Annotated in this window: 18 protein-coding genes and 4 pseudogenes; 8 read left to right on the top strand and 14 right to left on the bottom strand. The window is 70.0% G+C overall.

What is annotated here, in order from left to right:
• Window positions 1-124: 124 nt before the first annotated feature.
• A pseudogene (locus CUT44_RS13825) lies at window positions 125-1576 on the top strand (NF041680 family putative transposase).
• A 10-nt stretch (window positions 1577-1586) separates the two neighbouring features.
• Here CUT44_RS13825 and CUT44_RS13830 read toward each other — a convergent pair.
• Window positions 1587-2252, bottom strand: a pseudogene (locus CUT44_RS13830) (transposase family protein); the annotation flags it as partial.
• A gap of 109 nt (window positions 2253-2361) precedes the next feature.
• Here CUT44_RS13830 and CUT44_RS32745 point away from each other — a divergent pair.
• Window positions 2362-2658: pseudogene (locus CUT44_RS32745) on the top strand (IS701 family transposase); the annotation flags it as partial.
• 174 nt (window positions 2659-2832) lie between these two features.
• On the opposite strand, the gene CUT44_RS13835 reads toward CUT44_RS32745, so the two are convergent.
• From CUT44_RS13835 to CUT44_RS13845, 3 genes and pseudogenes are all read right to left on the bottom strand, one after another.
• Entirely contained in the window at window positions 2833-3387 is a 555-nt protein-coding gene (locus tag CUT44_RS13835) for a TetR/AcrR family transcriptional regulator (protein WP_019711140.1), read from the bottom strand.
• Window positions 3388-3520: 133 nt separating this feature from the next.
• A complete protein-coding gene (locus tag CUT44_RS13840; RefSeq protein ID WP_017568687.1) occupies window positions 3521-3988 on the bottom strand; it encodes a nuclear transport factor 2 family protein in 468 nt (155 codons plus the stop codon).
• Window positions 3989-4266: 278 nt separating this feature from the next.
• Window positions 4267-5552, bottom strand: a pseudogene (locus tag CUT44_RS13845) (IS701 family transposase).
• A 200-nt stretch (window positions 5553-5752) separates the two neighbouring features.
• Between CUT44_RS13845 and CUT44_RS13850 the strand changes: the two are divergent.
• From CUT44_RS13850 to CUT44_RS13865, 3 genes are all read left to right on the top strand, one after another.
• A complete protein-coding gene (locus CUT44_RS13850; RefSeq protein WP_100202269.1) occupies window positions 5753-6472 on the top strand; it encodes a hypothetical protein in 720 nt (239 codons plus the stop codon).
• 385 nt (window positions 6473-6857) lie between these two features.
• Window positions 6858-7181: an SGNH/GDSL hydrolase family protein gene (locus tag CUT44_RS13860; RefSeq protein WP_146252222.1), complete on the top strand. Its 324-nt coding sequence runs from the start codon at window positions 6858-6860 to the stop codon at window positions 7179-7181.
• A gap of 101 nt (window positions 7182-7282) precedes the next feature.
• Window positions 7283-7663: a hypothetical protein gene (locus CUT44_RS13865; protein WP_158239611.1), complete on the top strand. Its 381-nt coding sequence runs from the start codon at window positions 7283-7285 to the stop codon at window positions 7661-7663.
• On the opposite strand, the gene CUT44_RS32750 is transcribed toward CUT44_RS13865, so the two are convergent.
• The gene (locus CUT44_RS32750; RefSeq protein ID WP_146252223.1) at window positions 7619-7909 is read right to left on the bottom strand and encodes a hypothetical protein; all 291 of its coding nucleotides are present in this window, start codon (window positions 7907-7909) and stop codon (window positions 7619-7621) included. The two genes, CUT44_RS13865 and CUT44_RS32750, sit on opposite strands and share 45 nt — an antisense overlap.
• Before the next feature lie 960 nt (window positions 7910-8869).
• Between CUT44_RS32750 and CUT44_RS13875 the strand changes: the two genes are divergently transcribed.
• The 3 genes from CUT44_RS13875 (at window position 8870) to CUT44_RS13885 (ending at window position 20423) form a co-directional block, all read left to right on the top strand.
• Window positions 8870-13123 (top strand): LamG-like jellyroll fold domain-containing protein, encoded by a 4254-nt coding sequence (locus tag CUT44_RS13875; protein ID WP_332888263.1) that lies wholly within the window; start codon window positions 8870-8872, stop codon window positions 13121-13123.
• A gap of 149 nt (window positions 13124-13272) precedes the next feature.
• The gene (locus tag CUT44_RS13880) at window positions 13273-20166 is read left to right on the top strand and encodes a polymorphic toxin-type HINT domain-containing protein (protein WP_100202274.1); all 6894 of its coding nucleotides are present in this window, start codon (window positions 13273-13275) and stop codon (window positions 20164-20166) included.
• A gap of 14 nt (window positions 20167-20180) precedes the next feature.
• On the top strand, window positions 20181-20423 hold the full coding sequence (locus CUT44_RS13885) for a hypothetical protein (protein ID WP_100202275.1): 243 nt from the start codon (window positions 20181-20183) through the stop codon (window positions 20421-20423).
• Window positions 20424-20496: 73 nt separating this feature from the next.
• Here the strand turns inward: CUT44_RS13885 and CUT44_RS13890 are convergent, their stop codons facing one another.
• The 9 genes from CUT44_RS13890 to CUT44_RS13925 form a co-directional block, all read right to left on the bottom strand.
• Window positions 20497-21762, bottom strand: a complete 1266-nt coding sequence (locus CUT44_RS13890) for a tyrosine-type recombinase/integrase (protein ID WP_100202276.1) — start codon at window positions 21760-21762, stop codon at window positions 20497-20499.
• A complete protein-coding gene (locus tag CUT44_RS13895) occupies window positions 21762-21944 on the bottom strand; it encodes a helix-turn-helix domain-containing protein (protein WP_100202277.1) in 183 nt (60 codons plus the stop codon). Before CUT44_RS13895 ends, CUT44_RS13890 begins: the two co-directional genes overlap by 1 nt.
• Window positions 21937-23253 carry a replication initiator gene (locus CUT44_RS13900; RefSeq protein ID WP_100202278.1) on the bottom strand — a complete coding sequence of 439 codons (1317 nt, stop codon included), beginning with the start codon at window positions 23251-23253 and terminating at the stop codon, window positions 21937-21939. Before CUT44_RS13900 ends, CUT44_RS13895 begins: the two co-directional genes overlap by 8 nt.
• A gap of 137 nt (window positions 23254-23390) precedes the next feature.
• Window positions 23391-23651 (bottom strand): SpdD protein, encoded by a 261-nt coding sequence (locus tag CUT44_RS13905; RefSeq protein ID WP_100202279.1) that lies wholly within the window; start codon window positions 23649-23651, stop codon window positions 23391-23393.
• A 14-nt stretch (window positions 23652-23665) separates the two neighbouring features.
• On the bottom strand, window positions 23666-23860 hold the full coding sequence (locus CUT44_RS13910; RefSeq protein ID WP_100202280.1) for a hypothetical protein: 195 nt from the start codon (window positions 23858-23860) through the stop codon (window positions 23666-23668).
• A 16-nt stretch (window positions 23861-23876) separates the two neighbouring features.
• Entirely contained in the window at window positions 23877-24068 is a 192-nt protein-coding gene (locus tag CUT44_RS13915; protein WP_100202281.1) for a mobile element transfer protein, read from the bottom strand.
• 6 nt (window positions 24069-24074) lie between these two features.
• On the bottom strand, window positions 24075-24251 hold the full coding sequence (locus tag CUT44_RS33540) for a hypothetical protein (protein WP_199185704.1): 177 nt from the start codon (window positions 24249-24251) through the stop codon (window positions 24075-24077).
• An 11-nt stretch (window positions 24252-24262) separates the two neighbouring features.
• A complete protein-coding gene (locus CUT44_RS13920; RefSeq protein ID WP_100202282.1) occupies window positions 24263-24886 on the bottom strand; it encodes a DUF2637 domain-containing protein in 624 nt (207 codons plus the stop codon).
• An 88-nt stretch (window positions 24887-24974) separates the two neighbouring features.
• Window positions 24975-26354, bottom strand: a complete 1380-nt coding sequence (locus tag CUT44_RS13925) for an FtsK/SpoIIIE domain-containing protein (protein ID WP_100202283.1) — start codon at window positions 26352-26354, stop codon at window positions 24975-24977.
• Window positions 26355-26364 lie beyond the last annotated feature (10 nt).

Below are 26364 nucleotides of genomic sequence, written 5' to 3' on the forward strand. Positions count from 1 at the left end.
AGCTTGGCGTTTAACCTAGGCCGTTCACCTGACCCGCTGATCTTGGTTCGTTCCCGGGACAGCAGGGCGGCCGTTCTTCACGCTTCGAGGTGTCGAGCAACGTCGCGCGAAGGAACGGCCGCTGGTGAAGAGTCTCGCCGCTGAACAGTCCTCTGACGCCGCGTTGGGTGTCCTGTCCCACTTTCGTGTCCAGTTCTACGACTGCCTCTACACGCGGGCGGATGCGCTCTTCGAGCTCACCGACGCGGTGCTGTGCTCGGACGGCCCGGTGACGTCGCTGGTCGAGTTGACGCTCACGGCCGAGCACCGGCGTGGGCACGGAGCGATGTACGACGCGGTCAACCACGGCTGGCTGGAACCGCGCCGCCTGCGCAGGCTGCTGGCCTTCACGCCGCTGCCGCGTGCCGCTGACGGGCGGATCGTGCTCGCGGTGGATGTGAGCAACTGGCTGCGTCCTGACGCCCCCACGAGCCCGGAGTTGCTGTTCTGCCACGTCTAGGGGCGAGGCCGCAGCGCGGATCAGTTCATCCCCGGCTGGCCCTACTCCTTCGTCGCCGCGCTGGAGACGGGGCGCACGTCCTGGACGGCCGTGCTGGACGCGATCCGGCTGGGGCCGGCCGACGACGCCACCGCGGTGACCGCCGCCCAGCTGCGCGAGGTGGTCACCAGGCTGGTGCACGCCGGGCAGTGGCGGCCGGGCGATGCGGACATCCTCGTCGTGATGGACACCGGCTACGACGTCACCCGCCTCGCCTACGTCCTGGCCGACCTGCCCGTCGAGCTGGTCGGCCGGCTGCGCTCGGACCGGGTCATACTCCAGGATGCCGGCCCTCGCCGCTCCACCCCTCGTGGCGGGCAGCCCCGCAAGCACGGCGGCGTCCTGACCTTCTCCAAGCCGGAATCCTGGCACACCCCCGACCAGGCCACGGTGTGCGACACCACTCGCTATGGCACGGCCGAGGCCCTCGCCTGGGACCGAATGCATCCCCGCCTGCAGGCTCGTGGCCCCTGGCTCGACCACTGCGGTGAACTTCCCTTGATCCACGGCACGTTGATCCGGCTGAAGGTCGACCACCTGCCTGGCGACCGCGACCCCAAGCCGGTGTGGCTGTGGTCCTCGCGCACCGGCATGACCGGGGAAGACGTCGACCTGCGCTGGCAGGCGTTCCTCCGCAGATTCGATCTTGAACATACCTTCCGGCTGTTCAAGCAGACGCTCGGGTGGACCGTCCCCAAGGTCCGCGATCCGCACACGGCCGACCTGTGGACCTGGCTGATCATCGCCGCCCACACCCAGCTCCGCCTCGCCCGGCCCCTCGCCGAGGACCTCCGCCGTCCCTGGGAACGGCCCGCCGAGCTGCGCCGGCTCACCCCCGCCCGGGTCCGTCGGGGGTTCCGCCACCTCCGCGTGAAGACCGCCCGTCCCGCTGGCGTGCCCCAACCCTCCCGGCCCGGGCCAGGACGCCCACCCGGCTCGAAAAACCGCAGGCCAGCCCCACGTCACGAGCCTGGGAAGACCGTGAAACGAATCGAAACCCTCACCGAACACGTCCGCCTGAAACAGCAGCGAGGATAAAGATCAAGCTGAGGGTGGCGACGGCCTGCTCGACCAGGGCCCGGATCTTGGCGTGGGACCGGTTGACTGCCTTCTGGCCTTGGGAGAGCGTCTCCCAGCGTCCCCAGTACGGGACACGGATCGTGCCTCCGGCGCCTCGGTAGCCCTTGTCGGCCCGGCAGGTGACGCCGGTGGCCGTGAGTGTGCGGATGATGCCGTGCTCGCGGGCGGCCCGGACGTCGTGCACGGCTCCGGGCAGGGCCGGTGAGGACCACAGCAGCCGGCCGGCGGGATCGGCCAGGATCTGCACGTTCATCCCGTGCCTCTTGTGCTTCCCGGAGTAGAACGGTCGGTCCGCGGCGACGCGGTCGATCGGCAGCAGGGTGCCGTCCAGCAGCACGAACGCCTTCGTCGATGCCGTCCGGGCCGCCTCCGTGAGAGTCGGGGCGAGCGCGGCCAGGAGCTCGACGGCCTCGGTGACGTATCGGTAGGTGGTGGTGGTCCCGATACCGAATCCGGCTGCGAGCTGGACGTACGGGTGGCCGTTGCGGAGATGGGCGAGTGTGAGCAGGGCCTGCCGGCCCGGACTCAGGCGCCGCCACCGGGTGCCGAGCTCCCGGCGGTGCCGGCGGAGCTTGGCGGACAGGAAGCGCAGGGCAGAGCTGGACACGTCGACGCCGGACGGGTAGACAAGCACACGAAGCCTCTGGTGGAGACGGTTCTTCTTGGTCGAAAACCCATCTACCAGGGACTTCGCCTGTCTGTCAGCCCAACTGACCTACCCGGTGGCCAGGTTGGAACGGGCTCACTGGGCCGCATGGCACCGGCACATCACGCTCGCCATGCTCGCCCTGGCCTTCCTGACCGCCCTCGCCGCCGACGCGGCCCCCGACCGACCCGTCGATCCGATCCACCCCACCCGTGACAGCGAGCCGATCACGCTGACCGTTCCGGAAATCCGCCACCTGCTCGCCGCCGCCTTCACCGCACCGGCCACGACCGCAGCCCGACTACTGCACTGGTCCCACTGGCGCAGACGCCACCAGGCAACAGCCCGACGCAGCCACTACCGACGACGATCCACCGACGAACCTGCTGGATAGATCACGAAACCGCACTGGAGTACTAATCCGGGACGCACTTGTGGCACAACTTCTGGGACGGTCCTGACCTGGGCAGTGTCGATCGACATCGACACCGTCGGACGGCGTCCCAGTTCCAAGGAAGTGGGACGGCCTGGCCGGCCGCCTACATAGCCGCCTGTTTTTCGGCGGAAGCTACGGCGACTCCCGGTGGGCGAAGCTACCGCCGTCCGAACGAGACCGTTGTCCGCTGAGGGTCCGCGCCCAGGGCTCGTCGACGTCGGCCAGGCCGAGGGTCAGTGTGACATTTTCGAGCATACCGGCGCCGAACCAGTGCCGGACCGCAGCGTCGTCGTGGTTCAGGAGCTCACTGACGAGTTCGACCTGCCTGGCATAGCACGTGCGCAACGCCTCAGCCACGAGCGGCTCATCGGCTGCGCAACTGGCCTGCATGAGGAACCGCATGACGTCCCGGTCCTCGATCAGGGTGCTGTAGGCGGACCGGATCGCACGCATCACCGCCTCCGGCTGCCGGTGCGGCCCGGCCTCATCGGCGCCGGCTTCGGCGCCGGTCAGAGCATCCGAGATCAGCTCGGACACGTGGAGGATGGCACCGGCGAACAACGCCTCCTTGCTGGCGAACAGGCGGTAGACGTAGGGCTGAGAGATTTCGGCCCGTTCGGCGATCTCACCAGTGGTCGTGCCGTAGTAACCCTTGCGCGCAAAGCAGGCCACGGCAGCGTCCAGCACGACTCGACGGCGTTGATCGCTCTTCACTCTGGAGCCAGGGGCGGGCATGTCTCCCAGTCTCTCACTGCGGAGTGGGACAGGGTGCGACGGGGCAAGACGGGTGGGTGACCCGTCTCACCCCGTCGAACCGGGATCAACGCTCCGAGGGCCACGACACGTCTTGGCCGCTGGCCGCCTCGTCGGGGGTCATGGCCTCGATGACCACGAGAGGATTCCAGTAGTCGACGAACTGCTCGACCAGGCCCGCCTCGTCGAGGCGGATCACCGTGATGACTGTCTGCTCGTACGGCTTGCCGGTGCTGAGGGCGATTCCCTCCGAGCGGTATTCGGCGACCGCGGTCCGGGGGTTGGCCGTTTCGATGAACTTCACGTCGACGAACTTCACGTCGAAGGTCTGCGGGAAGCCGCGCATGTGGGCGATCAGCGCCTCGCGTCCCTGCACCAGGGTAGGCACACCGGCGGGGGCGAAGGGGAACTCGACCGTGCCGTCCGCGGCGTACAGCTCGATCCACTCGTCGATCTGGCCGGACGACACCAGCCGAAGGTGCTCTGCCAGGGCGTGCTGTGCGGGGGTGAGCTCGCGGGTCGGGTTGACGCTCATGAATACTCCTCTGTTAGTGGTTGAACAATAACAAACGTAACAGGGAGACCTCCGAGGAGCAAGGGTGAGGGCCGTCACGGCCCAGCCAGGACAGACGTCGGTAGTCCGACTCTGGTTTGGGAGGTGCAACGCAGGAGCGGCACCGTTTGGATGACGGCTGTGTCCCGGGAAGTCACCACGTCCGCGCACGCGCACGACCTCGGGCGTACTGCTCTCGCGGCCCATCTCATGGGCGTCGATCACGACTCGGACCTAGTACTCCAGTGCGGTTTCGTGATCTATCCAGCAGGTTCGTCGGTGGATCGTCGTTGGTAGTGGCTGCGTCGGGCTGTTGCCTGGTGGCGTCTGCGCCAGGCGGACCAGTGCAGCAGCCTGGCCGCCGACACGGCCAGTGGGTTGAGGAGGGCGCCGAAGAGGCGGCGGATCTCCGGAACGGTCAACGCAATGGGGTCGCTGCTGCGGGCGGGCTGGTGCGGATCGGCGGTCCGCTTCGGCGGCGCTGCGCCGGCGGCGAGGGCGGTCAGGAAGGCCAGAGCGAGCATGGCGAGCGTGATGTGCCGGTGCCAGGAGGTCCAGTGCCTCACCTGGTAGTGGTCGAGTCCGACCTGGCCCTTGGCGGCCTGGAAGCACTCCTCGAGCTCCAGCGGACACCGGCGACGCGGACCAGTTCGGACAGGGCCACCTTTGTGGGTGACCAGCACAGGTAGAAGGCGAGTTCACCGGTAGTCCGGTTACGTCGGATGAGCAGGTGGCGGTGGCAGTCGGTGCCGATGTGGATCCAGGCCCAGTCGTAGTACCGCGGGCCTTTCGCACCGTTTCCCGCGCTGTGCCGCTGCCAGGCCGCGGCGGGCAGGCGTTCCGCGACGGTGTCCGCGCGGACGGCAGTGCGGCCGTGGTTGATTCTCACCCGCATCGAGCAGGCGACGGCCAGCACGTAGCCGGTGCCGCGCGCCTCGAGGGCGGCGCGGAGCTGGGGGTCCTGGCCGTAGGCTTCGTCGCCGGTCACCCAGAACGCGGTGATCCCGGTGTCCAGCGCGGCGGCGATCATCTCCCCGGCCAGGCGGGGCTTGGTCGTGAACTGGATGTCCTCGGGGATCCCGGCCGCGTGACGGCGTTCGGGATCGGAGCACCAGGACTGCTCGGGCAGGTAGAGCCGACGGTCGATCAAGGCCCGTCCCCGGCTGGTGGCCAGGGCGAGGAACACGCCGACCTGGGAGTTTTCGATGCGTCCCGCGGTGCCGGTGTACTGCCGTTGCACACCGGCCGAGGCCTGGCCCTTCTTCAGAAAGCCGGTCTCGTCGACGACGAGACCGGCGCCGTCGGCGCCGAGGTGTTCGGCGGTGTACGCGCGCAGGTCGTCGCGGACCGCATCGGCGTCCCAGCGGGCGTAGCGCAGCAGGCGCTGCATCGGCCCGGGTCGGCTGTGGCCGGCCTGTTCGGCCAGCTGCCAGCAGTTCTTGCGCTCGACGTTCGACAGCAGCCCGAGCAGGTAGGCACGGGCCGCGGCCCGCGGCTCAACTCGCCCGAAGCGGCTCGCGATCCGGACCATGACCTGGTCGAACATCGCCCGCCAGCGGGCAGGGTCTACGCTATGGCCCGCGGCCACCGCACGATCTTCAGGAGTCCACACAACCCCCGATGATCACGCGGCGGCCGCACCCGTTCCCAGCCGGGTCCGCGACAAGATCGCGAAACCAGACTGGAGTACTAGTGGGACTTGACCGAACCGGCGGTACGGTGGTCACGAGGCGGGAGAACCGCCTCGTGACCACCGGCTGCCTGTCCGTTCTGATCGTGTTGACCGCGGTCCTGGGCCTGGTCGTGTCCTGGTTGTGGTACCGGCACTGGCATGACGGGAACGTCAACAGCGAGCGCAGGGAGCAGGCGCTCGCGTCGGTCCTCGAACAGGCCCATGCCACGGCGGACGACACGGAGCGCGCACTCGACACGAGCGGCACCACCGACGCCGATGCACTCACCGGCGTCATCTGGCAGCATTCCAAGGCTCCGGTCATCGCCTACGACGCGTCCCGTCGCGAGTTCACCGCCACGGCCGCGATATCCGCCCAGTACGAGGAAGAGGTCATGCTCCCCGGTGGCGGGCCCGTCCAGGTGACCCGGTGCTTCGTCTTCACTTACACCCAACGCCCCGGCCGGGCGTGGACGTCGAAGGTGTCCGAGCGGGACGATGACGCATGCCGTCCGAGCACTCAGATCGGCAGCCGGGTCCGTCTGGCACTGACGCGCATCTCGAGCATGTACGCCGAGGACATGACGCGTGCCGGGGTACAGAATGCCCTGGATCCCACCGAACGACGTTCCTTCGACGTCAAGAACGTTGTGCGTGAGAGGGACATGATGACCGTCTCCGTCCTCGTCTCGAGCTCGGGGGCGGCAGTCGACCAGTGCTACCGCTTCACCCGGTTCCTCCGCGGTGACGGCGGCCAAAGACCTGCCACAGCGGTTCCGGTGTCTTCGTGCTGATACTTCCATGCAGGCCACGCTGCGGTTTCGGCGTGGTCACGGCGCTGATGTCCCTGCTGCGGCCGTTTTTGGGCCGGTGGTCGACGAGCACAGCGCTCGGGGCGGGAAGAGCCGGCGGGCGGCGAACACGGGCTCCAGCGCGGCCCGCCGCCTCCGGTACGGTCGGCCAGTCGTCTCCGTCCTGGACAGCCGCAGCAGATCGAACGCCACAACGTGGGCCGGCCACTCCTGCACCGCCCGGACCACCCTGGTACCGCGCCGGGCAAGCCGGTTCTGCAACCGCTCGAGCATGACGATCTCGCTGACGGGCTACCCCTTGCTCTTCAGCCGCACTGAGGTGTGCTCGACCTTGGTGAGTGCATCCCAGCGTGCCATTCTGAACGACATGGCTGAGTACTTCGAGGAAAAGCAGCGCGAACTCGCTCTCTCCATGACCGCGGAAAACGTGAGGTACCGGTCTCCGCAGTCGGCGTTCGAGGGAAGGTGCATCTGTGATTCGCCGGAAGGCATCAACGTAGTTGTGGCCGGACCGAATGGCGACGGCGACTTCCATCACGGCGACGAGAACACCCGGCTCTGCTGGTGGTTCACGGGAGACACTTGCCTCAGCAGGGAGAGCTATCACCCGAACCAGACGGGGAACAGCGCCTACGCACAGGCATTCATGACGGTCGGCTCGACGGCAGTCGTCACACGAGAGGACCAGTGAGGACGAGTATGTCGGATCACGGCACCGTAGCGCGGCAGCAACGCGTTACGGTGCCGTCCCCGGGATGCCTGGTGGCCCTCCTGGCGCCCATCGTCGCAGTGGTGATCGCGACTCTGGCGCTGATGTTCATGGGTCACCGGCAGGAGCGTGCGAATGAACGGAACGAGGCAGAGGCCATAAACAGGACAGCGGTCCTGGCGCGGTCGTACGTGCGTGACGTACTGGCGGCCCCGGCCGGTTTTCCCGGCCGGGAAGCCGTGCGCGGCATCGCCGAGCGGCACGACGGCAGGCTCGTCTCCTACGTGCGGTCGGAAGGCTCGCTGACCACCACCGTCAAGTTCTTCGGACGGTACGAGGACACCAGCATGTTCGGCGTGTCGCACTCCTGGGTCCATCGCTGCTGCTCCGCCGTGTTCCGTGAGGACGCCGCAGATGGTTTACGGGGGAAGGCAACCCGGCTTGAGAAGTGCGACGTCGGCTGATCCGGTCGGCCATGCCGTAGGCAGGCTGAGGTTCCCCTGAGAGGCGGGGAGAGGTGACAGCAGGCCGAGCTTCCGCCACGTGGTTCTCGCTGCATGCGGAGCCGGCTTGCAATTCTCGATCACCTTCTGCTGAAGTGCGGTGAAATCTTCCGGAGCGAGTCGGCCGCCGAGATAGAAAAGGCCGAAGGTGAAGACCAGGGTGTGTTCGTCGGCCGCGCGCAGCTCCTCCAGGAACTTCATCTCCATGTGGGGCATCTCTCGCTGGGCAACACATCAGAACGCCCGACATCGAGTGGCGCAAAACCGAGATTTTCGACGTCGGGACCTCTCTGAGCGTGTTCTCCCCGGTGCCGTTGGTTCAGTGCTCGGCTATGATCTCCGTTACGGCATGTCCAAAGCCAGTTCGGCGGTGAGCGGTGCAATCCGTGGGATATTCGCCCAAGTCCCCCCCTCGGACACAGACCATTCACCAACGGAGTGCGGGTCGGGAGCGATCTCGACCCGCACTGTGCGTTGTCCGGGCTGTAGGACATGCGCAGCCCGAGCTTGCGGTACAGGCGGTTCTTCTGCCGCTTGTCGGCGCCCTGGAGGGTCTCCGCAACGTCCCGTACCGCGTCGACGGCCTGGGTGATCCGTTCGCGGGAGAGCGTGGCTTGTTTGCGCGGCCGCAGTCGGGCCGCGGCGGCGGCCCGGCGGGCCTCGGTCTCGGCGATCCAGTGGGCGACGGTCTCGGAGGCGGCGGCTTCGGAGTCGATCAGGTTCCGGTACCGGGCGAGCTTCTGCTCGCAGTCCCGGATGACGGCCGCTGCTTCGGTGGAGGTGTCGGACCTTTCGGTGTGCAGGGTGTGGGCCTGGTGCATCCGGTCGATGGTGGGTTCCCGGACAGGTGCTGCGCTCGCGGCCCGCCCGTACCGGGCGGGCCGGACAAGGGCAGTGGTCCGGGATGCGGGTGGCTGGTAGGTGGCCCCTGGATGGCATCCGGGGGACCCCCTGGGAAACCGCTGCCGCTGTGTGCTCAAACGTGTCTGTTGTCACATTGCCGTCGGCCCCATCGGAGCGTTTTGCGATGTGGTGACCGTTTGATTCTCCTGGTTGTGAGGCTGTGAGCCCTCTACGTTGTGTGCGTCGCTCATCACAGGATCTTCGCACTCTGCTCCGGGGGTTCAGAGGATGTTTCGGCGTGCTCGTGCACGGGGGTTGGGTGTCGTGGTGCTGGGCGCCGCGCTGGCCGCGGGTTTGCTGCCCGGCGCGGGCTGGGAGCGGGCGGTCGCACGGCCCGCGGAGGCTGTTCGGGGGGAGGGCGCGGAGGCGCGGGCGTCGGCCGAGAGCAAGGCGCTGACGGAGGAGAAACGTTCCGGCGAACCCGTGGAGATCGCCTCCTTACGCGGGGAGACCAGCGAGGTCCACGCCACCCCGGACGGGGACCTGGAGGCGGTCGAGTACCTGAGGCCCGTACGTGCCCGGGTGGCGGGCGAGTGGAAGCCGGTCGACACAGGGCTGGCCCGGACCGGCGAGGGCACCGTCGCGCCCGGGGCCACCACGGTGGCCCTGGAGTTCTCCGGCGGTGGTGACGGGCCGCTGGTCCGCATGACGAAGGCGGGCCGGGAGCTGTCCCTGGCCTGGCCGCAGGAACTTCCCAGGCCCGAACTCGACGGTGCCACGGCTGTCTACCGCGAGGTCCTCCCCGGTGTGGACCTGCGCATGGGTGCTCAGGCCGACGGTTTCACCCAGTTGCTGGTGGTGAAGACGCCCGAGGCCGCGGACAGCGCCGCGTTGGACGAGCTGCGGCTGCGGCTGGGCACCGGCGGGATGCGGGTGCGTGAGACCGCGGACGGCGGGCTGGAGGCGGTCGACGACGGGGCCGGGGGCGCGGTCTTCGAGGCTCCGACGCCCCTGATGTGGGATTCCAGCGACGGCGCGGAGACCGGGGACGCGGCGGTGCGGAGTTCCGCCCGATCCGGTACCGGTGGGGGCGAGCCGGGCGCGGGGGAGTCGGGGAAGCTGGCTCCGGTGGGGGTGGAGGTGCCCGCCGGCGGCGGTGAGCTGGTGCTGAGCCCGGACCAGGAGGTGCTCAGGGGCGAGGACACGGTGTATCCGGTGTTCATCGACCCGCAGTGGTACTCGCCGCGGGCATCGGCGTGGACGATGGCGTCGAAGTACTGGGCCTCCTCGCCGCAGTGGAAGTTCAACGGCGACCCGGACGCGGGGTTGGGGTACTGCGGTTGGGACTACTGCAAGCCGCACGACACCAAGCGGCTCTTCTACCGCATCCCCACCAAGCGGTTCGAGGGCCGGACGGTCCTGTCGGCGGAGTTCGTGGTGCGCAACGTGTGGTCCGCCTCGTGCTCGGCACGCGAGGTGCAGCTGTGGCGCACCAGGGGCATCTCGTCGTCGACGACGTGGAACACCCAGGACACGGACGGCTTCTGGGTGGACCGGCTGCGGACGGCGTCCTTCGCCCACGGTTACGAGGGCTGCGCGGCCAAGGACGCCGAGTTCGACGTGAAGTCGGCGGTGCAGCAGGCCGCGGACGGGCGCTGGGACACCCTCACGTTCGGCCTGCGGGCGGGCAGCGAGACCGACCGGTACGGCTGGAAGCGGTTCTCGGACAAGGCCCACCTGCGGGTGCGGTACAACCGTCCGCCTCCCCAGATCCGGATGTCGCAGCTGGTCCAGGACCCGGGCGGGACGTGTGCGAGGCCGGGCGCGGCCAAACGGGTGCGCACCCTGCCCAAGGTGCGGGCCAACAACGCCACCGACCCGGACGGGGACAACGTGGCGGTCCAGTTCCAGCTCTCCTGGGACACCGGCGACGGCAAGGGCTTTACCGGGCGGTGGACCTCGTCTCGCACGACGTACAAGGCCGCGGGGTCGGACTTCGTCATCACACTGCCGGGCAGCACACCGAAGAACAGGACGGTGGGCTGGCACGTGCGCTCCCACGACGGCGCCCAGTGGTCGCCGTGGTCCTGGGTCGGCTCGGCCACCAGCTGCAACATGGTCTACGACACGACCGTCCCGGCCGGACCGTCGATCGGCTCGGGGCAGTACCCGGCCTCCGATCCGGAGGATCCCGACGATCCGTGGCACGACGGAGTGGGCCGCTACGGCGGCTTCACCGTCGACTTCCCCTCCTCGGACGTGGTCCGGTACCGGTTCGGGATCAACGGCGACCCCACCGCCGCGAACACCCTGACCACCTCCGGCGGCGGGGCGAGGACGGTGGACTTCATGCCGACCAGGCCGGGGCTGAACTTCGTCACCGCCCAGGCCTTCGACGCCGCCGGGAACGGCAGCGAGATCCGCACCTACCAGTTCCGGGTACGGGCCGGCCAGCCCGAACGGCTGGCCTGGAGCCTGGACGAGCCGGCCGGAGCCGGCGCGGTCGGCGGCGCGGGCGGCGCCTGGCAGGCGACCTTGTCCGGCGCCCGGCCCGGCGCCGAGGGGAGAACGGGCGGCGCCCTGAGCTTCGACGGCACCGACGACCACGCCGCGACGGTCTCCCCGGTGCTGCACACCGGCAAGAGCTTCTCGGTGTCGCTGTGGGCCAGGCTGCCCGCGGCCGGACCGGACCGGGAGGTGGTGGCCCTGTCGCAGGAGGGCCGGGGCGGCAGCGGCTTCGAGCTGGCCTACTCCCCGGACTCGGGCGGCTGGGTGTTCTCCCGGCACCAAAGCGACAGCGCCGGCGCGGCGGTCGCACGGGCGGCGCAGCCCGCGTGCCCGCAAGGGGATACCGCCTGTACGGCCGGGCGGCTGGGGGTCTGGACCCATGTCGCCGGGGTCTTCGACAACCCGGCCGGACGGCTGCGGCTCTACGTCGACGGACAGCAGGTGGCCGACGCCCCGTTCACCGGACCGTGGGACGCCCGCGGCCGCACCCTGCTGGGCGCGGCCCTGCGTTCCGGGAGCACGGGCGGTTTCTTCGCCGGGGACCTGGACGAGGTCCAGCTCTTCGACTACCAGCTCACCGACCCTCAAGTGGCCCTGCTGGGCGAGGGGAAGCCGGTGCACACCTCACGCCCGGCCAAACTGGTGTGGCCGCTGGACGAGGGGCCGGAGGCCACCGCGGTCACCGGCCGGGCCCAGCACGTCGAGGCCACCCTGCGCGGCGGCGCCCGGACGGGAGCGCCCGGCACGTCCGGCACCGCGCTGCGTCTGGACGGTACAGACGATCACGCGGACACCGGCCAGCCGGTCCTGGACACCCACCAGAGCTTCTCGGTGTCGCTGTGGGCCAGGCTGCCCGAGGACAAGGCCGACCGGCCGATGGTGGCCGTCACCCAGGCGTCCTCCCAGGCCCAGGGGTTCGAGCTGTCCCACTCCTCGGCCCTGGGCGGCTGGGTGTTCCTGCGGCCCCACTCCGACACCTCCGGCACCGGCATCACCCGGGCCGTGCAGCAGGCCTGCCCGGCCGGGACGAACTGCCCGGCCGCCCGGCTGGGCGAGTGGACCCACGTGACGGGGGTCTACGACTACGACGCCCGGCAGCTGCGCCTGTACGTCGACGGGAGGCTGGTGGCCACGGAGCCGTTCACCACCCCCTGGCTGGCCACCGGCCCGGTCACACTCGGCGCCGCCCTGCACGCCGACGGGCCCGGCGGCTTCCTTGAAGGCGACCTGGACGACGTACGCCTGTACGACCGGGCCGTCTCCGGCGACGAGGTGCGGCAGTTGGTCAAGCAGCGCCCCCTGGTCAAGGGCCGCTGGATGTTCGAGGAGACGGCCGGCACCGCACCGGTCACCACCCCCGACGACTCCGCCGAGGGCAACCCGATGACCCTCCACGGCGGAGCACGGACCGGCACGGGCTGGATCGGACTGGGCGGCCTGGAACTCGACGGGGTGGACGACCACGCCGACACCGGCACCGTGCCGGTCGACACCGGTGCCAGCTTCACGGTGACGGCCTGGGCCCGGGCCGCCGCGGTTCCCGGGAACGGGCCCGTCACGGTGCTCAGCGCCGAGGGCGGCCGCAACTCCGCCTTCGCGGTGCGCTACCTGCCCGGCGCGGACGGCTCCCCGGTGTCGGGGCACTGGCGGATCACCATGCCGGGTGAGGACGAGGAGGCGGCCCCGGCGACCGAGGTGGACCACCACCTCTACGGGGACGTCACCTCCTGGCAGCATCTGGCGCTCGTCTACGACGGCTTCGCCAAACGGCTGAGCCTCTACGTCAACGGCGAGCTGGAGGAGACCGCCTGCGCCGACGCCGAGGGGGACGGGAGCGCGGACGACGCCCAGTGTACGGAGCGCGCCTCGTGGGCCGAGAACGCCCTGTCGTTCACCGCGGGCCGGACGCTTCAGGTCGGCCGGGTGAAGACCGCGGGCTCCTGGGGGGAGTACTGGCCCGGCACGGTCGACGACGTGTGGGTGGTCCAGGGGGCGCTGAGCGACGGGCAGGTCGAGTACCTGGCCGGCCAGTGGTTCGAGGTGCCGACCGGGATACCGGACCCGGACTGATCACGCAGCCGGGCACACCGGGGACCGCCACCGGTGCACCCGGCTGCGTACCCGCACGGCATGTGCGGCCGTTTCACGACTTCTTTCTTGACTTCCTGTGTCCGGACGAACCCGCCCGGACGTGATCTTCGGTGAGGGATGGGACAGGGATGACCGGCAGACCGGGGAGACGGACGGGGGCGGGGCTGCGGCGCTGTACGGCGCTGGCGGTGTCGGCCCTGATGGTGGGAACACTGCTGCAGACGTCGGCCGTGCCCGTGGTGGCGGCCGATGGGGGACGGGGCCGCCCCGCACTGCCCGCGGCCGAGAAGCCGGTCGCCGGCGCCGAGAACGTCAGGGTCAAACCCCGCAAGGCGTACCGGGGACCGAAGACTCCGCAGCAGGCGCCCGAGGCGGCCTGGCCGAAGGCCGGCGAAGACGTGGTGGAACTCCCCGAACCGGAAGCCGGGGACTCCGCCGTCCCCGCACCGGAGAAGGCCGAGGGAATGCCCATCGCACTCGGCGTACCGGCCGTGGCAGGGACCGAGAACTCCCGGGTCCGCACCAGGGCGACCGGACCGGCGGCGAGCGGCGAGGTCGAAACCCGGGTCCTGGGCAGGAAGCAGACGGCCGAGGCGGGCGTGGACGGTCTGCTGTTCACTCTCGCTCTGGAGGACGGCGACGCGGGGAAGACCGGTGTGACGGTCGACTACTCCTCCTTCGCACAGTCCTACGGCGGTGGCTACGCCTCCCGGCTGACCCTGGTGGAGCTCCCGGAATGCGCGCTGACCACCCCGGAGGAGGAAGCCTGCTCGACACCCCGGCCCATCCCCACGGCCAACGACACCGAGCGGCGGAGACTGACCGCGGGCAGCGTCACCCTCCGCTCCGGCACCCCGACCGTGCTGGCCGCCGTGGCCGACGACAAGGGGATGGAGGGCGACTACAAGGCCACCCAGCTCTCCCCGTCGGCCACCTGGCGCACCGACCTCAACACCGGTGACTTCACCTGGTCCTACGAGATGCCGGTGCCGGAGGTGCCCGGCGGTCTGAAGCCGAACGTCGGCCTGTCCTACTCCTCGGGAGCGATCGACGGCCGCACGGGATCGACCAACAACCAGTCGTCCTGGGCGGGCGACGGCTTCGACCTGTGGCCCGGCCACATCGAGCGCCGCTACAAGCCCTGCGCCGACGACGGGGTGGAGAACGCGGACGGCAACAAGCCCGGTGACCTGTGCTGGGGCTACGACAACGCGTTCCTCTCCTTCAACGGCAAGGGCGGTGAGCTGGTCCCGGCCGGGACGGACACCTGGAAGCTCCGGCAGGACGACGGCACCCGGATCAAGCGCCTGACCTCCGCCGAGCGCGGCAACGGCGACGACGACGGCGAGTACTGGGAGGCCACCACCCCGGACGGAACCCGCTACTACTTCGGCCACAACCGGCTGCCCGGCTGGGCCTCCGGCAAGGAGACCACCGACTCCACCTGGACCGTCCCCGTCTTCGGCGACGACTCCGGCGAACCCTGCCACGCCTCGTCGTTCGCCGGCTCCTGGTGCCGGCAGGCCTGGCGGTGGAACCTGGACTACGTCGTCGACCGGCACGGCAACGCCGTCGCCTACTACTACGACAAGGAGACCAACTCCTACGGCCGCAACCTGAAGAAAACCGACGACACCCGCTACGACCGCGGTGGCCACCTGGACCGCATCGAGTACGGGCTGAGGTCCGCCGACCCGTACGCGGACAAGCCGCCGGCCAGGGTGGACTTCACCAGTTCCGAGCGCTGCCTGCCCGAGACCGGGGTGACCTGCGCGCCGGACACCATCGACGACAAGGCCTTCCACTGGTACGACACGCCCTGGGACCTCAACTGCGACGCCGGTGAGGACTGCGACCGGCGCCTGTCGCCGACGTTCTGGACCCGCAAGCGGCTGACCGAGGTCAGCACCCATGTCCTCAAGGCCGACGGCACCTACGGCAAGGCCGACTCCTGGACGCTCGGCCACCGCTGGGGCATGGCCGACATCGACTACCAGCTCCTGCTGGACAGCGTGCAGCACACCGGCCACACCGCCACCCCGGCGGTCACCCTGCCGAAGACCACCTTCGCCTATACCCAGCGGGAGAACCGGCTCGACCGCACCGGCGACGGGTACGCGCCGTTCGTCAAGGAGCGCCTGTCGACGGTGGCCGACGAGTCCGGCGGCCGCATCGACGTCAACTACTCCGCCCCGGCCTGTGACGCGGCCTCCCCGCCCACCCCGCGGTCCAACACCACCCGGTGCTTCCCCCAGTACATCGGGGGATCGGCGACGGACGACCCGGAGCTGCACTGGTTCAACAAGTACGTCGTCACCTCCGTCACCGCCACCGACCGGACCGGAGGAGCGCCGGACCAGGTCACCCGCTACGACTACCTGGGCGGCGCCGCCTGGCACTACGACGATGACGACGGGCTGACCAGGGAGAAGCACAGGACCTGGTCGCAGTGGCGCGGCTACGGGCACGTACGGGTGCGCACCGGCGGCCAGGACGCCGCCACCGTCAGGACGCAGCAGGACCACTACTTCCTGCGCGGCATGCACGGCGACCGCGCCCGGCCCGACGGCGGCGAGAAGACCGTCACCGTCTCCCTCGGGGACGACGAGGGCGACCCGATCACCGACCACGAGTCGGTGGCCGGCTTCGCCTACAAGACCGTCACCCACTCCGGACCCGGCGGCAGGGTCCTGGCCAAGACGGTCAACCGGCCCTGGCACCACGAGACCGCGAGGAAGGTACGCGACTGGGGCACGGTGACCGCCAACCTCACCGGCACCTCCCACACCAGAACATGGACCTCCCTGGACGACGGCGCGGGCGACAGATGGCGGGTCACCTCCACGGCGACGGAGTACGACACCGTGGCCGGACGCGCCATCGAGGTGGACGACCGGGCGGACGACTCCACCGCCGCGGACGACCAGTGCACCCGCACCACGTACGCGACCAACACCGACAGGAACATCCTGAACCTGCCGGCGCGGGTGGAGACCGTGGCCAAGTCCTGCGGCACGGCGCCGGACCGCGCCAGGGACGTCATCTCCGACGTCCGCACCGCCTACGACGGCGGGGCGTACGGGGCGGCGCCCACCAGGGGTGACAACACCGCGACCGCCACGCTCGAGGAGCACGACGGCACCAGGGCCGTCTACCTGGAGTCCGGCGCGACCTTCGACTCCTACGGCCGCCCCCTGACCAGCACCGACCTGACCGCGGACGTCACCGTGCAGGGCAGCGGAACCCCGGTACGCGCTCCGCGTTCCGACGGCCGCACCACCACCACCGTCTACAGCCCGGCCACCGGCCTGCCGGCGAAGGTGACGGAGACCAGCCCGCCGGCGGCCGAGGGGGACAGCGCCTCGGCGCTGACCACCACCACCGAACTGGAACCGCTGCGCGGCCTGCCGAGCGCGGTCCACGACACCAACGGCGTCACGACGACGTTCGCCTACGACGCACTGGGCCGCACATCGAGGATCTGGCTGGCCGACCGGCCCACCAGCGCGGTCCCCGACCACCAGTTCAGCTACACCGTCACCGAGGACCGGCCGGTCGCGGTCGCCACCAGGACCCCGAACAACCAGGGCGGCCAGTACACGGCGTACACGATCTACGACGGCTTCCTGCGCGAACGCCAGACACAGGCCCCAGGCCCCGACGGCGGGCGGATCCTCACGGACGTCTTCTACGACGAACGCGGTCTGACCGCCAGGACACACGCCCCCTACTACGCCGAGGGCGACCCGGGCACCGGCCTCTTCGCCCTCACGGACGCCCTGTCGGTGGAGACCCAGACGCACCACACCCACGACGGGCTGGGACGGGAGACCGAGGCCCGGCAGATCGCCGGAAACGGCGACGGCGGCACCGTCCTGAACGTCACGAAGACCCTGTACGGCGGGGACCGCACCACCGTCATCCCGCCGGAGGGCGCCACCGCCACCACCACACTCACCGACGCCCGGGGGCGGACCACCGAGCTGCGCCAGCACCACCACCGCGCGGCCGACGCCCCCTACGACGCGATCACCTACCGTCACACCCCCCGGGGCGAACTGGCGGAGGTCACCGACGCGGAGGGCAACACCTGGCAGTACACCTACGACCAGCTCGGCCGGAAGGTCCGCGACGAGGATCCGGACCGGGGCGTCACCAAGAGCACGTACGACGACCGCGGCCTGCTCACGTCCACCGAGGACGCCCGCGGAACCGTCCTCGTCAACCGCTACGACGGCCTGGACCGACGGATCGAGCTGCGCGAGGGCTCGGCCGCGGGCGCGCTGCGCGCCAAGTGGGTCTACGACACCGTCAGCGGAGCCAGAGGACACCTGGCCGAGGCCACCCGCTACCACGACGGGAACGCGTACACCTCCAAGGTGACGATGTACGACAAGTACTACCGGGCCGTGCGGACCGCCGTGGTCATCCCCCCGTCCGAGGGAGAACTGGCGGGCACCTACCAGGCCGGTACCGCCTACAAGCTCTCCGGCCTGGTCGGCGCCGTCAGCTACTCGGCCGCCGGCTCCCTGCCCGGCGGCGGCGTCACCCACGACTTCGACGACCGCACCCTGTGGGTGACCTCCTCCTTCGGACGGGGCTTCGACGCCGACGTCAGCCACAGCCTGACGGGCAGACCACTGCAGTACGCGCTCGGCTCGTCCGGCAGCAGCCCGAAGGCCTGGGTCACCAACACCTACGAGTGGGGCACCCGGCGCCTGGCCACCTCACGCGTCGACCGGCAGGACGTCAACGGCGTCGACCGGCACAGCACCTACCGCTACGACCCGGCGGGCAACGTCCTGTCCGTCGCCGACGTCTCCCGGTCCGGCACCGACAACCAGTGCTTCGCCTACGACCACCTGCGCCGTCTCACCGAGGCGTGGACACAGCCCATCCGGACCTGCGCCACCGCGCCCGAGGCCGGCGTACTCGGCGGCCCGGCCCCGTACTGGCACTCCTACACCTACGACAAGACCGGAAACCGGCGGACCGAGACCCGGCACGACACGGGCGGCGACCCGGGCAGGGACGTACGGCGGACCTACGAGTACCCGGATCCCGGCAGCCCGCGGCCGCACACCCTGACCTCGGTCACCACCACCGGCCCGACGGGCACCGCCCGGGACGGCTACGGTTACGACGCAACCGGCAACACCGCCACCCGCACCCTCGGCGGCGACACCCAGAAACTGGACTGGGACGCCGAAGGGCACCTGGCCAAGGTGACCGAACCGGTCGAAGGCGGGGCCGACAAGGTCACCGAGTACCTGTACGACGCCGACGGCAACCGGCTCATCGGCCGCACCCCGACCGAGACCACCCTCTACCTCGGCCACACCGAGATCACCCTGGCCAAGGGCGCCACGAAGCCGAAGGCCACCCGGTACGCGGACCTCGGAGGCGGCCACCAGGCCGTCATCGAGGACGACGGCACGGTCTCCTTCACCGTCGCCGACCACCACGGCACCGGTCACCTCGCCGTCAAGGCGGACGACCTGTCGCTGACCCAGCGCCGCACCCTGCCCTTCGGCGGACCACGCGGCGAGCAGCCGGGTCCCTGGCCCGGCACCAGGGGCTTCGTCGGCGGCACCACCGACACCGCCACCGGCCTGACCCATCTCGGGGCCCGCGAGTACGACCCCGGCGCCGGCCGCTTCGTCTCCGTCGACCCGATCATGGACCTGGCCGACCCCCAGCAGATGCACGGCTACAGCTACGCCAACAACAACCCGCTCACTTGGTCCGACCCCACGGGCCTGCGGCCGGACGGTCCTGTCGGCGGCAACGGCGTGGCCGACAGCTACTACTACAAGAGGGAGGGCAAACAGGGCAGTGGCTGGTTCGGAGACCGATACGGGGGCTGGAGCTACCGCCACGTGCAGTTCTTCCCCGGTCCCATCGGATCGAAGAAGGACGGCTACACCGTCAACTACACGTGGTCGAGGAAGGCCCAGAGCAGGGGGGTCGGCAAGAAAGACGGACAGGCCTACCGGTCCTTCGAGCGTGAGCAGCCCAAGGGCGTTCTCCCCCTGGTCATGGGCACTGTCGGTTCGATAATCCTTCCCGACCTCCACGAATGGGAGAACTGCTTCGGCGGAAGCGTCTCCGGCTGCGCGTGGGCTGCAACGGACCTGCCCGTCCTAAAGGTGTTCAAGACAGGACGTCTGCTCCAGGGGAGGAAGGCCGACGCCGCCGCGGAGAACGCCACCACCTGCGCGAGGGGGAGACACAGTTTCCTGGCCGGCACCGATGTCCTGATGGCCGACGGGTCCACCAAGGACATCGAAGACGTCACCGTCGGTGACAAGGTCATCGCGACCGACCCGGAGACCGGTGAAACACGGGAGCGGGAAGTCGTGGCGACGATCCTCACCGAGGACGACAAGGCCTACGTCGACCTCAGCGTCACGACCGAGGACGGGACCGGCACCCTCACCACCACCGGCCACCACCCCTTCTGGTCCGAATCCGACCGGGCCTGGGTCGACGCCGCTGACCTCACTCCCGGCACCGCCCTCCGCACCGACGACGGCACCACCGCCACCCTCCAGAGCATCCGCACCTACACCGACCACCAGGACACCTACAACCTCACCGTCGCCGACCTGCACACGTACTATGTGCTCGCGGGCGAGACTCCGGTACTCGTTCACAATTCCAACTGCCCGCTGACCGGTGGCTTCAAGGTGGGTGTGACTCCTGACGAGATCGCCGATATCAACCGTGGCTTTGGCGGTGAAACCCTGCTGAGTGGGTCGCCCGCGAACACCATGGCTAACGCCAGTCGCTATAACAGCTTCTGGGATAAGTCGGCCGTCGTGATTCGCGATATCGCTGGTGGTCACATGTTCAACAACGGAAACAAGCGCACTGCACAAGCTGTCGTAGAGCAGTTGATGCAACGAAACAACGTCACAAGTGGCCCCACTTCTGCCGATCTCCGAGGTGTCATCGACAGAGTAGGTAAAGGTCAGCTGCATGATGTCAGTGACATCTCGGCGGCTTTGAGGGGCTATTGATGGGAGCGCAAGGAATGAATATCGAGCAGCTCATGGAGAAGTTGAGCCGCTCAGGCGTCACCGTGATCCTTAAGGTGGACGACGAGAGGATGGCGGAAGGTGGCGAGCCCTGGACTTTGGTGATGTCGGGTCCGGGGCTGGGGCCCGAAGGATTCATCCGTGCTGAATCCTCCAGCCTGAGTGACTGCCTCGAACAGGGATTCACCCGGTTGCGTTCCCGGCCCGGCGACTGGGAATGGCTGGCAGAAATCTCGTAGCCATTGGAAACGAGGCCCTCCCGAATTTTTCGGGAGGGCCTCGTGCCGTTTGACGGCAACAGTGACGGCAACGTCAGCGGACGACTGCTGTTGCGGGCGGACCGTCGGGGTCGTCGTCGCTTGAGCCGAGGGCGTCGTTCAGGGTGGCGATGGCTTGGCGTTGGAGGCGGAGTCGTACGTGCGCGTAGACGCCGGCGGTGACGCCGATGTGAGCGTGGCCGAGAAGTTCCTTGATGACGACGAGGTCGACGCCTTGTTCCAGGAGCAGGGTGGCGGTTGAGTGGCGAAGGTCGTGGAAGCGGATGTGTCGGAGTCCGGCCCGGTCGAGGAAGCTGCGGAAGCGGCGTGTGAGGTTGGCCGGGTCGAGAGGCCGTCCGGTCGATGTGGTGAAGACGAGGCTGCTATCTCTCCAGTCCGGCCCTGCTGTCTCGCGTTCGTTGTCCTGGCGTTCCTGGTGCTTCTTGAGGGAGTGGATGCATTCGGTGGGAAGGGCGATGCGGCGTTCGGAGGCGCGGGTCTTGGTGGGCAGGTGGGTGAGGCCGCTGGTGCGGGTGCGCTGGAGCGAATGGTGGATGCTGGCCGTTCCGGTGGTGAGGTCGAGGTCTTCCCAGTGGAGGCCGAGGAGTTCGCCTTTCCGGAGTCCCGTACGGAGGGCGAGTTCATACAGCGCGTGGAGCCGGTCGGCGCGGGCCGCGTCGAGGAACTGACGGGCCTCTGCTGCAGTGAGCGGACGGAAGCGCCTGGGTTGGTGCGTGGTGGTCTTGACGTTGCGCGCGGCGTTGCGGGGCAGCTCGTCTTCGCGGACGGCGTGTTCCAGTGCCGACTTGAGGACCGAGTGCACGTAGGTCACGGTCAAAGCGGACAGCCGCTTCTGGCAGCACTCGCCGATGGCGCAGCACCTCTTCCGTTCGGTGTCCAGGCCCTGGGCGCAGCACTGGCAGGTGGTGCGGAGCCAGTCGAGGAAGATGCGGATGTCCTTGGCGGTGAGGCGGGCGACCTTCTTGGTGCCGAGGCCGGGGATGAGGTGGAGGCGGACGCAGGCGGCGTATCGGGTGTGGGTGTTCTCGCGGAGCCGGTGAACGGCGACGTTGTTGAGCCAGTAGGCCAGGTAGTCACTGACAGTGCTGTCGGCGGTGGCGACGGGCAGACCGCGGTTGCTGTCGGCGATCCTCTCGGCGAGCTTGTCGGCTGCGTTCTTGCGGGTGGTGCCATAGACCCGGACGCGTTTGCGGGTGCCGCCAGCTGAGAGTACGTAGCTGGCCGCTTCCCAGCGTCCGTCCTTGCGCTGGTAGACGGTGCCCTCTCCGTTCGCCCGGGTCTTTCTCTTCGAAGTAGCCATCACGCGGCCTCCGCCATCTGGCGTGAGATGAACTCCCGCACCGCTGATGCGGGGATGCGCCGGGAACGGCCGATGGTGACCGAGGGCAGGTGCCGGGAGCGGATCAGGGCGTAGACCGTGGACCGGCCGAGCCGGAGCCGGGCCATAACCTCCGGCACGGTCAGCAGTTCCTCGTCAGGCATGGGCGGTCTCTCCTTCCGTGCTGGCGTTGGGTGTGAGGGCGTCGGTCAGCCATTGCTCACCGGTGGTGAGGCCGGTTCCGGCGAAGGCCCAGTGGGCGAGGACGAACGTGGTTTCCTCCAGTGCGGCGGACGGATGGTCACCGCGTACGAGGGCGGCTTGGAGACGTTGCCACTCGGCGCGCGCCTGCCGGAGGGCGCCGAGGGTGGTGGAGTAGCGGCGGGTCTTGGTGGAGAAGTGGCCGCGGAAGCCGAGCATGTGCGCCCAGGCCCGCAGCCGCAGGTGTTCCAGATCCTTGCGGGCACCGAGGGTCCAGGCGGTGCGGATCATCCGCCGGGCGTGGTTGGTGAGGTCGAGCCCGGCCAGTTCGGCGAGGAACTTCAGCGGCCGGTCGAGGGTGCCGGTGGCGGTTTCGGCGCCCTTGGTGGCGTACTTGGCGATGTACGCCGCCACGGCCCGGTCGGTCAGCTCGGCGCCGCCGTCGAAGTCGGCGGAGCGGATCGGCCGCACGTCGAGCTGACGGCCGAAGGCGAAGGTGTGTGCCCGTCCGTCGAGGGTCGGGCCGGTGATCCGGGCGGCGGACGCGGCGGCTCGGATCGCGTCGGTCAGCAGCTCGGCACTGGCCCAGGACGGGGGAGGGGAGTCGCCGCCGTCCGGGCCGTCGAGGCGGATCACGGCGTGGAAGTGGACCGCGCCGCGCTTCTGGTACTCGGCGACCTTGGCGAAGGACACCCGCGCGTACTGGCGGAAGGCCCGTTGGGTGAGCCCGGCCCGCTTGGCGATCTCCCGGCGCAGGTAGATCGAGAAGCGCCGCCAGATGGCCCCGGCGTGTGCGTTCCACAGCACGGCCGCTTCGTAGTCGTACCGCTCCGGGTCGAGCGGTGTGCCGAGGGTCGGGTCGTCGGCCGGGTGGCGGGTGCCGCAGCGGCAGCGGCCGGAGTCGGGGCGGTTGTGGACCGGGCCGAAGCCGGGCGCGGTGAAGGTGGCGAAGACGCGCGGGTGCGCGGCGACCTGTTCGGGGGTGCCCTTGCCGCCGCGCAGTCCGGCGGTGATGAGCTGGTAGGTGTCGCGGCGGTAGGTCTCGGCGCAGGTGGCGCACCGGGTGGTGCGGCGGTTGTTGCAGCGCACCAGCAGGTGACCGGCGGGCAGGTCGGTGGAGTCCAGCCGGTGCAGTTCGGGGCCGATCTCGCCGGTTGTGGTGTCCAGGGCGTGCTCGACGCGGTAGCCGGACAGCCGGATCGGGTGCGCGCAGCCGCCGAGGCCGGAGAGCTGCCGGACCAGGCCGGGCAGGCTGCCCCAGGCGGTCAACATGCCGAGTTCTTTCAGCGGTAGTGAGGTCGTGCGGGGGATGATGGGCTTTCTCCTTCTCTGGCGTGAGTCGGGGAGGGGGCGAGGCCGGTCGGGGCGGCGGGATGCTTGGCGGTATCGAGGCCGCCCCGACCGGCTGTTCAGCGGCGGTGCTGCGCGGTGAGCAGGGAGCGCAGGACGAGGGCGGCGACGGCCACCGATATGGCGGTGACGGCGACGGCCGCCAGGAGCGCGGTCAGCACCACGCCGCCGACGAGCACAGCGGCCACCGCGCCGGTCGTGGCCGCAGGCAGCACGGGCCGCCGAGCCGGAGCGGGGCGGCAGGAGCAGGCCGGCGGCTGGCCGGACTCGGCGACGGCCGGGAGGTGCGGTGTGGTGGGAAGCTGCGGGCGCAGGAACACGGCGGGTTCTCCTCTCACTTGTTGGTGCCGTTGACGACCTCGACCCCGGTGCGGGTACCGGTGTCGATGGCCGGGGCGAGGAAGGTCTGGGAGAGGTAGAAGCCGAAGAGTGCGATCACCACGACGACCCACAGGCGGATGCCGAGGAACTTGATCGCGGCCCAGGCGATGACGCCCAAGACGAGGACCAGGGGCAGGGAGACGGTCACAGCAGGTGGGTTCCTTTCAGCGGACGGGGCAGCGGTGCGTGCGGGCAGCCAGCTCGGCGGCGGCGCGGCTGTCGTAGTCGGCACAGAAGCCGCAGCGCGGTGCGGTGCAGGCGGCGGTGTGCTTCTCACGGCCCCGGCTGTCGTAGGCGGTGCCGACCTGCACGGGGCCGAGGCGGACGACGCGGCGGAAGCGGTGGCGCGCGGGCATGGGTGGTCAGTCCTCTCCGGTGAAGTCGTCGGCGTGGTCGATGAGCCACTGTTCGATCTCGGGGTGTTCGTCTGCGGTGGCCCGCTGGAACGCGCCTTCGGCGACGGTCATGGCTTCGTCGAGGCGGTTTCGGCGGGTGAGTTCGGCGGAGCACTCCAGGGCGAGGCGGATGACCGGGCGCAAGGGCTCTCCTGTCAGGTGAGTTGGGCGGCGATGGATTCGGCCAGGGCGGGTGGGACGCCGAGGCGGGCGCGCAGGGTGTCGGCGTCGATGGGGGAGCCGGTCCGGGCGCGGTGTGCGTCGGCGACCTTCCGGGCGTGCTCGACGAGCGCGGCCGGGACAGCGGGAGCCGCCGGGAGCTCCGGTGCGGGAGCGGCAGGCCGGACCGGTTCCGGCTCGGGTTCCGGGGCGACAGCCGCGGGCGGTTCGGGTGTGGTCTCGCTCGGTGCCGGAGTGCTCGGCGAGTGCGCCAGGAGCGTGCCGCCGAGGAAGGCGACGGCCGGCCAACCGGCGACGAGGATGCGCAGCCAGTCGGGAACGTCGTCCAGGTCGAGGAGTCCGGCGGTGGCGACGTTCGCGCCGAGCGAGGCGACCAGGGCGGTGATGAACCAGCACCACCCGGCCGCCGTCGCGGTGCCCGAGCGCAGCCGACGCCAGGCCGCGACGAGCAGCAGGTCAACGCTGATCGGGTAGGCCCAGGCTTTCCACCCGTACTGTCCGGCCGCTTCGGCCAGGTCGTGCAGGTGCGCGAAGGACAGCGCACCGGCGATCACGGCCTGAATCAGCACGGCGTCCACCCGGGCCAGGTAGCGGCGCATCCTTGGCACCTCCTTTCCGGTTTCAGGCATGGCGGGGGTAGGGACATGGCGCGAAGGCGGTCGCGCCGACCGTCGGTGCGGGGTGGCTTTAGTCGGTCACCGGTCGCGGTGCGACCAGCGGAGTCGGCCGCTCGACCGGGACCGCCGGAACGGCAGGGCGGAACGGGTCGAGGGCGGGCACGTCGGGTGCGAGGTGGGCCGTCTGTCGGCAGACGGCGGCGGCGTCGGTCAGGGACAGGTAGGGGGTGCGGATGCGGGACCAGCCGCCGGAGGTGTCACCGGCCACGGCCAGGCCCGGCCGCTCCGGGGCGATGGAGCACGCCGCTTCCACCGCTTCGGGGGCGATGTCGCCGAGCGCCATCTTGGCCGAGGCTTCGTCGTTCACCCGGTGGCAGATGCGGCCGGAGAGCTGGGCGCGGAGCATGGTGGCGCCCTTGCCCAGCTCGGCGCCGAAGCGCTGCCCGCACACCTCCAGGTAGATCCCGGCGGCCCGGCCGAGCTGGGCGAGGCGGACGAGGTGGGTGACCATCGTGTCCCGCCGCTCCTCATCCTTCTTCGTCGCGACCAGGAACAGCTCGGCCACCTCGTCCACGACCAGCACGATCGGCACCGGCCGCTCATCCTCCGGCAGCCCCCAGATATCGGAGGTGATCTCCTCCTCCGGGGTGCTCGGGGCGAGGCCCTGCCGGGCTTTGATCAGGTCGTATCGGTCCTCCATCTCCTTGACGAGTACGGGCAGCAGCTCGGCCGCCTCGTCCGGATCGGTGGCCAGCGCCGACAGGCGCGGGGCGAACGGGGCCAGCTCCACCCCGCGCTTGCAGTCGATCCCGGCCAGCGCGACCGGCTGCCGGGCCAGGCCCGCGATGAGGTTGCGCAGGTACATGGACTTGCCCGACAGCGTGGCGCCCAGGACGAGTTCATGCGGCACGGTGCGGTAGTCGCGGACGAAGGCGGTCGCGTCCTGCCGCAGCGCCACCGGCACCGTGAGCAGTCCGCCACCGGTCTTGCGCGGCATCCGCACCCGGTGCAGCACGTCGAAGCCGACCAGGCGCAGCTCGACCGTGCCCGGCTTGACCTCCGTCACGTAGACGGCGTGGACGCCCCAGGCGTGGCGGAGCCGTTCGGCCGAGGCCGCCAGGTCCGCCGGTTCCTGGCCCGGGGCCAGCCGCAGCCGCAGGCGCAGGCCGGTCGAGGTGGGCCGGATCAGGCCCCGGCGGGGCGGCACCGGCCGGACCTCCCGGCGCGTGGTCGCCCAGGTGGCCAGCATCCGCAGCCGGGAGGGCGGCACGGTCAGCCCGCAGGAGTCCATGACCGCCCCGTAGGAGGCCAGCAGCCGGACCACCGAGAGCGGCAGGCCCGCCACCGGCCACCAGGCTGCCGGATGCCGGGACTTGGCCCAGGTGGCGGCCCCGCCACCGGCTACGGCGACGGGACCGGCCACCTCCACCCAGGTCATCAGGTCCGACACGGCTCAGAAA

The organism is Streptomyces carminius (assembly GCF_002794255.1).
Lineage (GTDB): Bacteria > Actinomycetota > Actinomycetes > Streptomycetales > Streptomycetaceae > Streptomyces > Streptomyces carminius.